Source organism: Vibrio sp. VP6 (genome assembly GCF_028823755.1).
GTDB classification, from domain to species: Bacteria; Pseudomonadota; Gammaproteobacteria; order Enterobacterales; family Vibrionaceae; genus Vibrio; species Vibrio parahaemolyticus.
Map to the genome: position 1 here is coordinate 22,236 of NZ_JAPEID010000002.1, position 13,777 is coordinate 36,012.

A 13,777-nucleotide genomic window follows, 5' to 3' on the forward strand; every position below is an offset into this window, starting at 1 on the left:
TAATTACCTATTCTGAAATACTTAAATTGATTGGCAAACGTTTACATGAGCTGGAACACCCATAAAACAAACGAGATAAGACCAATAAAACAACTAGTTATATTAATTTTTTTATAATAATCACGTTAGTCACCAGATAGAGGAACCTGGTGAAATAACAACAAATATTGCTCAAAAGTTGCTATTTTAATTTATTAACCGATTTATAAATGAAACTAACCCTTTTTAATTTTTATTAAAAGCTTCGCATGTACTGACATAAGCAACATGTGAACTAAAGTCACATAATTCGAAGTTAAAACTAAAACATCATGAAAAACTCTGTGTAGACTACCGAATATTAAGTTAGAAGAACTTAGTTTGTTAACGCACGGTAAAATATAAATGGAAACTAGAGTTAGTGAGTCTATTTCCGATATCAAACCTCTTGATGTCGAATTATTAGGCAAGCCTATTCATATCATTCGAGATAAGCTTGAAAATTTAATTTCAGAATCTTGTTCAAGCCTAACGAATGAATTGCAAAATTGGCTCAGTACAAACAAAGTGGAAGCTAGCTTAACCTCCGTAGACCTGCATCGATTCTCTCCTGCAATGATGGACAAAGATCAGACATCCACCCATAAGCACCAAGAAGGTGGCATGGTATTTGTTCACGGTGATACTCAGACTCTCGTTAAATTAGCAGACCGTTTTTATGGCGCTAATACAGAGCGTTCAGTCGCAACACTGACTGCCAGTGATCTTCGCCTACAAGAAAGAATCAGCCGCATTATTATCGGTTGGCTAGCACCGCAAGACATGTGGGAAGCATGTGAGTATGAAGCTCCACGCGGCATAGGCTTATGTGTCCAATTAAATATCACCTTTGAAGGTTATCAAGGGTCGATGTACTTAAAGCTGGACACGCATCTGATCCAAACCTTGATTGAACAGCTTGAGCTGCAATCAGACGTGGATTTGTATGAACCTTTTTGTCGTTCCCTAGAATCAACGCCAGTTCGTCTTAACGTGGTATTGAGTAAAAAAACGATGGCTCTAAGTGACGTTGTCAGCCTAAAACCTGATGACATCATGCCAATCGAATTACTAAATACCGTACCGATAAGCATTGGCAATCAACCTCTCTTTACTGGCCGTATTGCTGAGCAAGACGGACAGCTTGTTTTGATTTTTAACCCGGATAAGGAAACGCAGCGATGAGCGAAGCGCCTGAAACTAAAGCGTTCGACACAGATGAACTGAACTTTGATGATTTTCAATTAGAAGACTTTGAAGCTGAAACAACGCGCCAACCTGAGCCTGTTGCTGCAGAGCGCGACCTGAGCTTTTTCAAAAGCATCCCTGTGACTGTCACGCTTGAAGTCGCAAGTAAAGAGATCCCACTTGGTGATTTGATGAAAGCGGGCGAAGGCACCGTCATTGAACTTGAAAAGCTGAACGGCGAACCGTTGGACGTAAAAGTGAACGGTTCCCTACTTGGCCATGCGGAAGTAGTTGTCGTTAATGACAAATACGGTCTTCGCTTGATTGACGTACACGATTCGGCATTAAGCGGCGTTGGTCGATAATTTTTGGTAGGCAGTACAATGAACAATCTGAGCGCTTGGCATCGTTGGTTACCTTTGTTGGTATTGGTGTCACTTTTGTTTGCATTCCCAACAATGGCAGCAGACAACGGCTTAACAATTCTGTCCGTTACGGACGGCGACGCACAACAAGAGTACAGCGTTAAACTACAAATTCTTTTGTTGATGACGGCGCTCAGTTTCCTTCCTGCTTTCATTTTGATGGCAACAAGCTTTACACGCATTATTGTGGTGCTGGCTATCTTGCGCCAAGCGCTTGGTTTGCAGCAGAGCCCGCCAAACCGCGTGTTAGTGGGTATTGCATTAACGCTTACTCTGCTCATCATGCGCCCTGTTTGGACGGATATCTACGAGAACGCGTTCCAACCATACGACAATGGTGAAATTACGCTGGTTCAAGCATTTTCCGTGGCGGAAAAGCCCGTGCGCAACTTCATGTTGGCGCAAACCCATCAGAGCTCTCTTGAGCAAATGTTGCGAATTGCCAATGAGCCGCTCGATCAAAAAGTAGAAGACATCTCGTTTGCCGTTGTTCTTCCTGCGTTTGTGATCAGTGAGCTTAAAACTGCGTTCCAAATTGGCTTTATGCTGTTCATTCCGTTTTTAATCATCGACTTGGTGGTCGCTAGCGTCTTGATGGCCATGGGTATGATGATGCTTTCACCACTTATCGTCTCTTTGCCATTCAAGTTGGTGGTGTTCGTTCTGGTCGATGGCTGGGCGATGACGGTCGGCACTCTTTCAGCCAGTTTCGGTTAACAGGAGCCCATAATGACACCTGAATTAACCGTTACTCTATTTTCTGATGCGGTATGGCTCATCATCTTGATGGTGGCCGTACTGGTAGTGCCAGGCCTGATTGTGGGTTTGGGTATTGCCGTATTCCAAGCGGCAACGCAAATCAACGAACAGACATTGAGCTTTTTACCACGTCTGATCGTCACTCTGTTGATGGTGATTTTTGCAGGACACTGGATTCTTCGCAAAATCATGGAGTTGTTTGATTTCTTGTTCCACAACATTCCGGGGATGATTGGCTGATGGCCATCACATTTGCAGACCTCTCCGCGATTCTCGGTCAACTTTGGTGGCCGTTTTTTCGTGTGGGAGCGGTATTTTTATCCATGCCATTTTTTGGCGATGCATTGATTCCGATTTGGGTTCGCAGCTTATTAGCACTCTCAATCGTGGTCATCACAGCGCCATTAATGCCAACAATGCCTACGGTTGAACTCTTCTCATTGACCTCTTTGTTTCTGGCATTTGAGCAAGCGATTTGGGGTTTGATGTTCGGTCTGATTCTGCACATGCTGTTTAACGTGTTCACCATGCTCGGCCAAACCATTTCTTTGCAGATGGGTTTAGGTATGGCAATGATGAACGACCCTGTGAATGGTCTGTCGGTGGCAATTCTAGGCCGTATCTTTTTAATTTTTTCGACCTTACTCTTTTTGTCACTAGAAGGGCACTTACTGGTGATCGATATTGTTATCCAAAGTTTTGTGGTGTGGCCTGTTGGCTCAGGCATCACGGCCCTATCACTGCAAGGCGTGATCAATGTGTTTGGTTGGATGTTTGCGGCTTCTCTCGCACTTGCGCTGCCCGCCATCGTGTCAATGCTATTGGCGAACATCAGTTTTGGTGTGATGAACCGCGCCGCACCGTCTCTGAACGTTTATGCGCTAGGTTTTCCGATGACCATGCTACTTGGCCTGTTTAGTGTTTTGATTTCTGTTTCCGGTGTTCCGGGCCGCTACACCGCGCTAGTGCATGAGACGATCCGACACTTAAACAACTTTATGTTGGGGGGCGCATGAGCGATCAGTCGTCACAAGACAAAACCGAAAAGGCCTCCCCCCAGAAAGTCAAAAAAGCCCGCCAGGAAGGTCAAATTCCACGAGCGAAAGAATTCACCACTGCAGTCATTTTTATGGCTGTAGCGCTGTATTTTTACTCTCAAATCAATAGCATCTGGGAAAGCATGTTCGGCATTTTCCGCTATAACATGTCGTTGACGAAAGCCGACCTAGAAAACCCACAGCAAATGGTAGAACAAGTGGGTCAGAGCCTTGGCATGATCATCGAAATGCTGTTGCCACTTTTCACGGTTATCATCATCGTGACGTTCGGTAGCAGTATGGTCTTGGGCGGCTGGATGTTTCGTCCCGCAAACATGTTACCAAAGCTGAGTAAACTCAACCCGCTCAGCGGCATTAAGCGTATTTTCTCAACGCGTTCGTTGGTGGAACTGGTTAAGTCGACAATCAAAGTAACAGTGATTTTCGGCATCCTTTACGGCTACTTGGACAATCACCTTCAGCCATTGTTAGGCATTCAAAACCTTCCGCTTAACCAAGGTTTTTCAATGGTGATGTCTATCTTGTTTGAAGGACTGCTCTTGATGGGATTTGCTTTGCTGTTGTTTGGTGTGATTGATATTCCTTACCAACGTTGGGAACACCTCAAAGAACTTCGCATGACGAAGCAAGAATTGAAGGAAGAATTCAAAAACAACGAAGGCCGCCCGGAAGTCAAACAACGTATACGCCAAATTCAGCAGCAGTTTGCTCGCCGAAAAATCGACAAAATGGTACCGACCGCCGACGTAGTGATCACGAACCCGACACACTATGCGGTCGCTCTAAAATATGAGCCGTCGCTCTCAGATGCACCATTTGTGGTCGCCAAAGGCGTCGATGAAACAGCCATGCACATTCAACGTATCGCGCGAGAAAATCAGGTGGAAATCATTAACTCCCCACCTCTGACACGTTCGATTTATCACACCACCGCGATAGAGCAAGCGATTCCAAGCCAACTTTATATCGCCGTGGCACACATTCTTACTTACGTTTTGCAGTTGAAAGCCTTTCGTAAAGGAGACGGAAAAAAGCCGACACCTTTGCCTCATTTTTCAATTCCAAAACACTTGCAGCACTGATTAACCCGCGTTTATTCAAGGACACGAAAGTATGCTTACTCGGTTAAAACAACTTCAAACCTCAACCAAAGGCTACATTGGCATCCCCATTGTTTTGCTGATGATTCTGGCGATGGTTATTTTGCCATTACCACCATTGCTATTGGATGCGCTGTTTACTTTTAACATCGTATTGGCGATCTTGGTATTGCTGGTCAGTACCACAGCAAAGCGGCCACTCGACTTTTCTGTTTTTCCAACCATTTTGTTGGTGGCAACCTTACTTCGCCTAACGCTGAACGTCGCCTCAACCCGAATCGTATTGCTAGAAGGCCACAATGGTGGCGATGCCGCTGGTAAAGTCATTCAAGCTTTCGGTGAAGTGGTGATCGGCGGCAACTACGTTGTCGGTATGGTGGTCTTCATCATCTTGATGATCATTAACTTTGTGGTTATCACCAAAGGTGGTGAACGTATTTCAGAAGTCTCCGCGCGTTTTACATTGGATGCCCTACCGGGTAAACAAATGGCGATCGATGCGGACTTAAACGCCGGTTTGATTGATCAAGAAACCGCTCGTCTGCGCCGTAAAGAAGTTGCGAACGAAGCCGACTTCCACGGTTCAATGGACGGTGCGTCGAAATTTGTTCGTGGTGATGCGGTCGCGGGTCTGTTGATTCTATTCATCAACATCATCGGTGGTATCAGCATCGGTGTTTTCGAACACGGCTTACCAGCGTCTGAAGCGTTCAAAACTTATGCATTGCTAACCATCGGTGATGGCTTGGTAGCACAAATTCCATCGCTATTGCTGGCAACCGCAGCTGCAATCATCGTGACTCGCATCAATGACAGCGACAACGGCATGTCAGAAACCATGCAGAAACAGTTGCTCGCAACTCCAGCAACCTTGTTTACGGTTGCAGGGATCATGGCGGTCATTGGTATGGTTCCGGGCATGCCGCACCTTGCATTCTTTGCATTTGCTGGCGCACTAGGGTTTGCAGGTTGGAGACAAAGTAAGAAACCAGTTCAAGATACGCAAATCGAACAGGTGGAAGCTCTTTCTCAAGCCATGCAAGAGGAAGACACACCACTCACATGGGACGACATCCCACACGTGCACACCCTGTCTCTTGCGCTTGGTTACCGTCTTGTTCACTTGGTAAACAAGGATCAAGGTGCGCCACTTTCGCAACGTATTCGTGGCGTACGTCGTAACCTCTCAGAACAAGTAGGTTTTCTTCTACCCGAAGTTCGCATTCGCGATAACCTAAGCCTAAAACCGAACCAATACACCATTTCTCTTAATGGCGAAGTGATTGAGCAGGGCTTCATCGAACCAGAGCGTTTAATGGCGATTGCCGTTGGCGACACCTACGGTGAAATCGATGGCATTCTAGGGAGCGATCCTGCTTACCAACTTCCTGCGGTTTGGATTGAACATCAAGACAAGGCGAAGGCACTCAACATGGGTTACCAAGTCGTGGACGACGGTACCGTGATCGCAACACACATCAGCAAAATCATGAAAACCAACCTTGCAGAATTGTTTACACACGATGATGTAGAAGCGATGACGCAGCGATTAACCCAACAAGCGCCGAAATTGGCAGAAGCCTTAGCCGCTGCACTTAACCCAGCTCAGCAGCTCAAAGTGTACCGCCAGCTATTGCTTGATCAGGTGCCACTAAAAGACATCCGAACCATTGCGAATACCATGCTGGAGTCTTCAGAAAACACGAAAGACCCGATTTTGTTAGCTGCTGATGTTCGCTGCGCACTAAAACGCACGCTAGTTAACTTAATTGCAGGGCAAAAACCTGAGCTCAATGTTTACGCTTTATCGGATGAATTGGAGCAAATGCTACTGACGTCGCTGCAACAAGCGCAAGCTTCAGGTACAGTGGTTCTCGATAGTTTCCCAATCGAACCGAATATTCTTGGTCAGTTCCAACAAAACTTACCTTTGATTCGACAACAACTTAAGCAGCAAGGCTTACCGCCAATACTACTTGTAATGCCGCAATTACGCCCACTACTGGCGCGTTATGCGCGTACTTTCACTCAAGGATTGGCTGTGCTGTCTTACAACGAAATTCCAGAAAACAAACAGATCAATGTGGTAGGAAACCTTGGTTAATCTTATTTCAACACACGCGATATACGAATATCTTTGTAGTCTCGCGGTACAACACATCGTCACGGACGACGATCAATTGGTATTTGAAGCACTCAAACATAATGACATCCAACACGCTTGCCAAGCCATTCGTGAAACTCAATCCGGTGAGGTGGTGTATCAACACCTCACTTTGAGATTCGGATTGCGCGGAGAGCAAAGCGTTTATCAGTTTGAGCTTTCCGAACAAATGCAATACTGCTTAGATTTGTTCAGCCTTTATCTCGCCTTACGACAAACTCAATTTCAATTAGAAGCTTTTCATCCAGATTTAATCAGCAACGTCGTCGTGCCAATTCGTGTCGATGCACTGCTGTGGGATCCGGGCGTGTATTTTCTTGAGCAGATGGTTCAGTTTCACTCAGCCGCTTTTCAGCATGTAATCCCATCCTTACAAGCAGATGAAACATTGTGCCTTCACGAACGCATGGAAACGCTTGTCGAAAAACTGAAGGAAAATGCGTTTGCATTGTGGTTTGAAGTAGCCACATCCCAAACGCATTTTGAGCGTATTGCTGAGTTTGATCCAGATATGATCAAACTCTCGGTAACGATAGAGAACAAACAAGATCAACACTCATTTTTACCCATTGCGCGATTTCTAAGAAAACACAAATACCAGTGGGTTGCTGGTCGCGTTGCAAGCCAAGTCGAACTCAACCGCTATCGACTGCTCGGTGCAAGTTATTACTTTGGTTACTTCAGTGACATCCCTACTTCCCTGTCTTTCCGTTCCTTTGATGAGGAATAGCTGAAACCCAACCCTCATGGCTAAACTAAAAAGCGCGAATGATTCGCGCTTTTTTACTTTTCTCGTTTTAGATTTTCTCTTTACCTTAATCTTATGCCGATCAAAGCACATCGGAAACTAACGCTAAAACGGTAGCAAACCCCAACTTAGTGGAATGCAAGTCACTAAAAATCATCAATTTTGATCTTTTTTAGAAAATTTTTAATTTTCAAATTAATCATTAGTGGCAAGCGACCGCCTCTAGTTAGTGACTAGGGAATATCCCAAGGCCTGAAAGAAATAGTGATAAACTAAGGAGACTAAGATGGCTTTATCAATGCACACTAACTACGCATCACTTGTAACTCAAAACACTCTAAACAGCACAAGTGGTCTTTTAAATACTGCGATGGAGCGTCTAAGCACGGGTTTCCGCGTAAATTCAGCTTCTGATGACGCTGCAGGTCTACAAATTGCTAACCGTTTGGAAGCTCAAACTCGCGGCATGTCTGTAGCAATGCGTAACGCTCAAGACGGCATCTCTATGATGCAAACTGCTGAAGGTGCAATGGAAGAGATGACTAACATCACTTACCGTATGAACGACCTTGCAACACAATCTTTGAACGGTTCAAACAGTGATAAAGACCGCGCAGCAATGGACGCTGAGTTCAAGCAGCTTTCAGCTGAACTAAACAACATCATGGGCAACACATCTTTTGGTGGTCAAAAACTACTAGCTGCTGGTGGTGGTTTTGAAGCGGGCGCAGTTACTTTCCAAATCGGTGCTTCTTCAGCTGAAACTCTAGACGTAGACGCATCTGCAAGCATCAAAAAAGTAGCAGCTACACTTGCTGACGCAGCTATCACTGACGGTATCGGTGACGCAACTAAAGCTAAAGCAGCTCTTGATAAAATCAGCGATGCTGGTGGCCTTATCGAAGATATCGGTGCTACTCGTGCGCAGTTTGGTGCAAACATCAACCGTCTAGAGCACACAATGACTAACCTAGGCAACATGGTTGAGAACACTTCTGCAGCTAAAGGCCGTATCATGGATGCAGACTTCGCAGTAGAATCTTCAAACATGACTAAGAACCAAATGCTTATGCAAGCTGGTACTACAGTTCTTTCTAAAACTAACCAGCTACCTAGTATGGCAATGTCTCTACTTCGTTAATAACGAATTAGAACGTACGATGTTGTTAATACGTACAAAAAGCAAAAGCCTCCCTATGGGAGGCTTTTTTATCCCCTACGTATATAAATAGAGCTTGTATTCCCGCATTGTTCTTCAGGAACCCTAAAGCCTATTTTTCGCATCATGTTGTGAAGTACTTTGTTAAATAACTCCAATTCAACTGTCTCGCTTCCCTGTCCTTGTTGATAAGTTTTTAACTCAGGGAAAGTGGATATCGCTTCCTGCTGGATACTGGCCAATTCATCCGCATTAATATTTTGTTTGCTCAGTAACTTAGCACTAATAAATGTCTCGTAAGATCGAGCGCATTTCATCAGTCGTAAAACAAATTCATTCATTTCTGTCGTTCTTTTCTAAGTGATAGCCTGACGTTGGTAAGGTGCGCTAAAACACCAAAATATGCCGAGTTAAAAGATACCAAAAATCAATGTACTTCCTCTGTAGGAATAGTCCTATTTACATAGCAGGAAACACCTAAAGCAGCGCTTTATTAACGGCTTAATCAACACGTCACATTCCTAAAATGAATTAAATATTTTCAGCTTTTTAGTCGCCTTGTCTTATAGGGAAACACTAGATGTTTTCGAGAGGAAGGCGGAACACATAAGGTGGAAAATCTACTTCCTCTAAAATTTAAATAGCATCGCAAGTCAATGTTTTATAAGTACATTTAAGTTAGGCACGTATCTTGCGGTAAGACATACTTTCAAGGCATATAGTTACGCCAATTACCAATGAGAGAGGGAGTAAGCTCGTGAGTTCAATAGATCCAGCAACCTTTGCAGCCCAGTTCGCGCAGATCGAAATTCAACCTTTTAAACAACGCTACCAACTGCAAACCAATACGTATCAATCTCAGCTATCTGCTCTGGGTAAAGTTGAGAGTGCCATGCGTGAGTTCCGCACTGCGCTCAACGAAATGAACAGCAGCACAAACAGCATCATTAAAAACTCCACCTCCATCTCTCAAGAAGGCTACTTTACTGCAAATGCAGACGCTAAGGCTCTATCGGGTAGTTATCAGATATTCGTCGAGCAAGTAGCAACGTCACACCAAGTTTCTACTGGAATGCCAGCAGATCTAGACGCAACCACTGAAATCCCAAAAACAGGAAATCTTGAGTTCACCATCAACGGTAAAACAATGACGATTGATCTATCAACGGTCGATACCGACGGTGATGGTGTAACGACGGTGAGTGACCTAACGAAAGCGATCAATAACAACAGTGATAACCCAGGTGTAAACGCAACCTTGGTACGCTCAAATGGTCAGACTCACTTCATGCTTTCAAGCACTGAAACCGGCGTCGCTAACCAAATCAACGTGTCCGCATCGGGCACAGGCCAAGCATGGTTTGAAGATGCATTCACAAACCTTAGTCAAATCAGTGCCCCCCAAGATGCCGTGATCTGGTTGGGTGCAGAGAATACTGGTCTAAAACTCACTAACTCGAGCAATACGTTTGAAGGTGTTATCGATGGCGTAGACATTACCGTAACCAAGGCTCAGACCTCTGGAGAAACCGCGATTGGTTTAGGTATCGGCGCTGATGACGAAGCAACCAAAGAGCAGCTCAATAAGTTCGTAGACGCCTACAACACTTTGATATCTACAATTGATGAACATACACAAATCGGCAGTGAAGATAAAAAACGCGGTGTTCTAGCTAGCGACCCAACCATGCGCTCAATCGAAAGCCAACTATCAAGCCTTGTCCGAGGCGAGCACGGCGGCATGCGCTTAAGCGAAATAGGCGTAACGTTGGATCGCCATGGCAAATTGAAAGTGGACCAAGAAAAATTTGCAGAGGCACAAAAAAACAATAGCGCAGGCTTAGAAGCAATGTTCAATGGCGACGGTGCATTACTTGACTCAATGGATGCCATGGCCGAACCATTCCTTAAATTTTCTTCTGGTGCGTTCAAATCTCGTAAAGAAGCGCTGCAAGCAAACTTAGATCGCCTCTCAGACAAACAAACCACTTTAGAACGTAAGTACGACATGTCGTACAAGCGTTACCTAAAACAATTCACTCAAATGAATACATTAATGACCCAAATGAACCAAACCATGTCAATGTTTGGCTAAGGCTTTAGGAGAAGATCTCATGCTTATGGACTCCGGTTACGACTCATACCAACAAGTCGACCTCGATGCTCAAGCGGCAGCAGCAAACCCTCATCAACTTGTCATCATGCTTATTGATGGCTTACTCGATGAAATTGAACGCATTCGCGGCCATCTTGCTGCGAAGCGTTTGGCAGAGAAAGGCGCTGGCATCAATAAATGTATGAACATTTTAATTGGATTAACCAGTGCCCTTGATGACGAAAATGGTGGCGAAATTGCAGAGAACTTGCGCCAACTGTACGACTTCTGTCAAGTCGAACTGTACTACGCAAGCGTACAAAATGACGCTGACCGTTTAATGAACGTCGAACGTGTAATGGGTAATATTCGTGAAGGTTGGATGAATTTTGGACAACAAGCATAAAGTGTCGCCAGAGCGATTCCGTCACTTATCTCAGCTAATCCAATTCGCCACTAAGACGGCGGATTGGCACGCGCTAAAACGCCATGATTTGCAGCTTCGAGAGCTGCTTATCAGTCATAAGCCGTTTTTGAAAGATCCCAAATTAGCACCTGAGATTCAGCGTGCTAAATCCGTGCACGCGGATGCTTTTGCTGCATTAGAGAAAGCCACTGGTGAGCTCAAAAAAGAGATGAACATGGCGAACGATCAACAAGAGCGTGCCATGGCATATCAACTAGCAATGACAATGGAGATGACACAATGATGATTCCTTCTTCACTGCCATCGTCAAATGCCGCTCCAGCTTCAGAAGGCCGAATCACGCAAGCAAAAGACGTTCAAGGCTTTTCGCAGCGCAGTGCTTCAGGGCAAACACCTCTGAATCAATCCGCAGCATTATCAGAGCAAGCAGTACCAAGCTTTCGCCTTGCTGCACAAACTTTCTCAAGCGAAGAGCGCAAAGAGGCGACAACTGCAACAACGGAAGAAAATGCTGCTGTTGACACCACAGGAATGAATGTTCTTCTGAGTGCAACAACACCAACTGAAACACCAGACCTTGCAGCGCAAGCGCAAACCTTGACGCAAGGCATGCTAAACATGGCTGAGAAATCGGTTGTGTCGTTCAACAAAGTCAATCCGTTGGAAGTAAAAGGTGAAGCAAAAACAACAAGCCCAGCGCAAGCTAATGCCTTGTTAAACACATCACCGCAACAACAAGATATTCAAACTAGCCAAACAGCTTCTGCGAATGCACGCGTGAACACCTCTGCCGTAGACTTTCAAGCCTTGTTGAACCAACCAACGCAAGGGCAAGCAACGACTGCACCACTGAACGTTCAAACTTCTGCTCCGTCCGCTCAAGCAGTGAGCGCTGCGACAGTAGCTCATGCTCATACGCAAGGCTCAGAGTGGGCAGCAGTGAAAGTGGACACAAGTGCAGGCAAATGGGGCGAGCAGATGATGCAGGTGCTGCATGACCGAGTCACCTTGCAAGCACAGCAAAGTGTTCAGGAAGCGAAAATACGTCTCGACCCGCCCGATCTAGGCAAACTGGATTTACTCGTTCGTGTTGAGGGCGATCGATTGAGCGTACAGATCAACGCAAACACGGCGGCAACACGTGAAGCCTTGATGCAAGTATCGGAACGCTTACGCACTGAACTACTAGAACAAAACTTCGTCCATGTTGATGTCAATGTAGGTGCCGACCAAGGTCAAGAGCGCCATCAGCAACAGATGAATGACGAAGACACCACAATTTTCGCTGCACGTGAGTCCAGCGCATTTCAATCCAATACAACAACAAACTATTCAGAACACTGGCTGAACACTCAAGCCTAAGTTAGTCATCGAGGAAAAAGGTTATGACCAAACAACAAATGATCGCCATGTTTATCGCCATGATCATCACCAGCGCCCTCGTTTCGGCCGCCACCATCATGGGTGGTATTTGGTATCTCAATAAACAGGCACAAGATTCAGGTGAATCCAGCTCACTGCTTGAGAACTCTCCTTTGTCTTTTCTTGTGACTGAACAACCAACCAGCAAAGGCCCAAGCTTTCACCCTCTAGACAAAGTTGTGCTGAGCATTAAAGGCAAGAAACAGACGCACTTTGTCATGCTAGAGCTGGCTATTGAGACCCGTCGACCAGAACGTATTAAAGACATCGATAACTACATGCCAATGGTTCAAAACTCGCTTTTGAAGCTGTTTAGCGACAAAACTTTCGATGAACTACAACAGACAGGCGCGATCGATATTCTGCAAAACGAAGTGAAGCAAACGCTGTTGGTAGCCTTTGCGAAGACTGACATCGTGCGTGATATCGATGATGTACTGCTGACGAAATACGTTGTGCAATAACGGAGCACAACCATGTTAGACATGAACCCTCAAGAAACGTACACCGCACCAGAGGAAGTGAACACACCATCACGCCCGATTGATGAAAACGCACTTTTGCAACGTCATCAAGTGATGGTGAAACGCGTAGTTAACCAGCTTCGCGTTCATGCCACTTCCCATTGCAGTATCGAAGATATGCAGCAAATTGGTCTTATCGCGCTGGTTGAAGCAGGACGTCGTTATGGAGACATTGACGATACTCACTTCCCGGCATTTGCGGTTTGCCGCGTACGTGGCGCGATCTTAGATGAGCTGCGCCGTTTAGACTGGCGCTCACGTAAGACACGTCAGCAAGCCCATGAGCTTAACGACGTCACACGTGACCTCACCCGCTCGTTAGGTCGCATGCCAACGGACTCAGAAATCATCAAAGCTCTCGGCACCGACGAGCAAGATTATTACAACCGTCAAAACGCGGCGCTTGCAGGTGAAATGCAAAGTCTCGATCAACTGATGGAAAACAGCACCGACAGCCACTTTGGTGGGCAATACGACGGCATGGAGCACGAGCACATTCGTCGTAGCTTAGACAGCGCACTAGGCCGACTGTCAAAGCGAGATCAATTGCTACTGACGCTGTTTTATCAACACGAACTCAATTTACACGAAATAGCCCTCGTCTTGGATCTGACGCCACCTCGAATTTGTCAGCTTCACAAACAAGCGCTGAAACAACTCAACCAATTAATGTCCTCTTAGGAGTCACAA

16 protein-coding genes are annotated in these 13,777 nt (G+C 45.5%); 15 read left to right on the forward strand and 1 reads right to left on the reverse strand.

All coding sequences use genetic code 11. The features are described 5' to 3' along the window. The first annotated feature begins 384 nt into the window (after positions 1-384). From OU793_RS01395 to lafA, 9 genes are all read left to right on the forward strand, one after another. Positions 385-1,203: a FliM/FliN family flagellar motor switch protein gene (locus tag OU793_RS01395; protein WP_025793719.1), complete on the forward strand. Its 819-nt coding sequence runs from the start codon at positions 385-387 to the stop codon at positions 1,201-1,203. Next, positions 1,200-1,571 (forward strand): flagellar motor switch protein FliN, encoded by a 372-nt coding sequence (fliN, locus tag OU793_RS01400; protein ID WP_005462794.1) that lies wholly within the window; start codon positions 1,200-1,202, stop codon positions 1,569-1,571. The genes OU793_RS01395 and fliN overlap by 4 nt, the downstream gene beginning before the upstream one ends. Positions 1,572-1,589: 18 nt before the next feature. Continuing rightward, the gene (gene fliP, locus OU793_RS01405) at positions 1,590-2,348 is read left to right on the forward strand and encodes a flagellar type III secretion system pore protein FliP (protein WP_005462793.1); all 759 of its coding nucleotides are present in this window, start codon (positions 1,590-1,592) and stop codon (positions 2,346-2,348) included. Positions 2,349-2,360: 12 nt separating this feature from the next. Then, entirely contained in the window at positions 2,361-2,630 is a 270-nt protein-coding gene (fliQ, locus tag OU793_RS01410; RefSeq protein ID WP_005462792.1) for a flagellar biosynthesis protein FliQ, read from the forward strand. Next, entirely contained in the window at positions 2,630-3,406 is a 777-nt protein-coding gene (gene fliR / locus OU793_RS01415) for a flagellar biosynthetic protein FliR (protein WP_005462790.1), read from the forward strand. Before fliQ ends, fliR begins: the two co-directional genes overlap by 1 nt. Continuing rightward, positions 3,403-4,530 carry a flagellar biosynthesis protein FlhB gene (gene flhB / locus OU793_RS01420; protein WP_005462787.1) on the forward strand — a complete coding sequence of 376 codons (1,128 nt, stop codon included), beginning with the start codon at positions 3,403-3,405 and terminating at the stop codon, positions 4,528-4,530. Before fliR ends, flhB begins: the two co-directional genes overlap by 4 nt. A gap of 31 nt (positions 4,531-4,561) precedes the next feature. Beyond that, a complete protein-coding gene (gene flhA / locus OU793_RS01425; protein ID WP_005478396.1) occupies positions 4,562-6,652 on the forward strand; it encodes a flagellar biosynthesis protein FlhA in 2,091 nt (696 codons plus the stop codon). After that, the gene (locus OU793_RS01430; protein ID WP_011106532.1) at positions 6,645-7,442 is read left to right on the forward strand and encodes an EAL domain-containing protein; all 798 of its coding nucleotides are present in this window, start codon (positions 6,645-6,647) and stop codon (positions 7,440-7,442) included. The genes flhA and OU793_RS01430 overlap by 8 nt, the downstream gene beginning before the upstream one ends. A 304-nt stretch (positions 7,443-7,746) precedes the next feature. Then, positions 7,747-8,601 (forward strand): lateral flagellin LafA, encoded by an 855-nt coding sequence (gene lafA / locus OU793_RS01435; RefSeq protein WP_005462780.1) that lies wholly within the window; start codon positions 7,747-7,749, stop codon positions 8,599-8,601. A 68-nt stretch (positions 8,602-8,669) separates the two neighbouring features. On the opposite strand, the gene OU793_RS01440 is transcribed toward lafA, so the two are convergent. Further along, positions 8,670-8,960, reverse strand: a complete 291-nt coding sequence (locus OU793_RS01440) for a hypothetical protein (RefSeq protein ID WP_011106533.1) — start codon at positions 8,958-8,960, stop codon at positions 8,670-8,672. A gap of 416 nt (positions 8,961-9,376) precedes the next feature. On the opposite strand from OU793_RS01440, the gene fliD reads away from it, so the two are divergent. Genes fliD through lafS form a run of 6 tightly spaced genes read left to right on the forward strand, consistent with a single transcriptional unit; the run spans position 9,377 to position 13,768 of the window. Continuing rightward, positions 9,377-10,714 (forward strand): flagellar filament capping protein FliD, encoded by a 1,338-nt coding sequence (gene fliD, locus OU793_RS01445; RefSeq protein WP_025625412.1) that lies wholly within the window; start codon positions 9,377-9,379, stop codon positions 10,712-10,714. Between the two features lie 19 nt (positions 10,715-10,733). Continuing rightward, entirely contained in the window at positions 10,734-11,120 is a 387-nt protein-coding gene (fliS, locus tag OU793_RS01450) for a flagellar export chaperone FliS (RefSeq protein ID WP_005462778.1), read from the forward strand. Then, positions 11,104-11,424, forward strand: a complete 321-nt coding sequence (locus OU793_RS01455) for a hypothetical protein (RefSeq protein ID WP_005478392.1) — start codon at positions 11,104-11,106, stop codon at positions 11,422-11,424. The genes fliS and OU793_RS01455 overlap by 17 nt, the downstream gene beginning before the upstream one ends. Further along, positions 11,421-12,503: a flagellar hook-length control protein FliK gene (locus tag OU793_RS01460; protein WP_180793887.1), complete on the forward strand. Its 1,083-nt coding sequence runs from the start codon at positions 11,421-11,423 to the stop codon at positions 12,501-12,503. Before OU793_RS01455 ends, OU793_RS01460 begins: the two co-directional genes overlap by 4 nt. Before the next feature lie 23 nt (positions 12,504-12,526). Continuing rightward, the gene (gene fliL, locus OU793_RS01465; RefSeq protein ID WP_029798508.1) at positions 12,527-13,027 is read left to right on the forward strand and encodes a flagellar basal body-associated protein FliL; all 501 of its coding nucleotides are present in this window, start codon (positions 12,527-12,529) and stop codon (positions 13,025-13,027) included. 12 nt (positions 13,028-13,039) lie between these two features. Continuing rightward, a complete protein-coding gene (gene lafS, locus OU793_RS01470) occupies positions 13,040-13,768 on the forward strand; it encodes a lateral flagellar system RNA polymerase sigma factor LafS (protein ID WP_005462772.1) in 729 nt (242 codons plus the stop codon). Positions 13,769-13,777 lie beyond the last annotated feature (9 nt).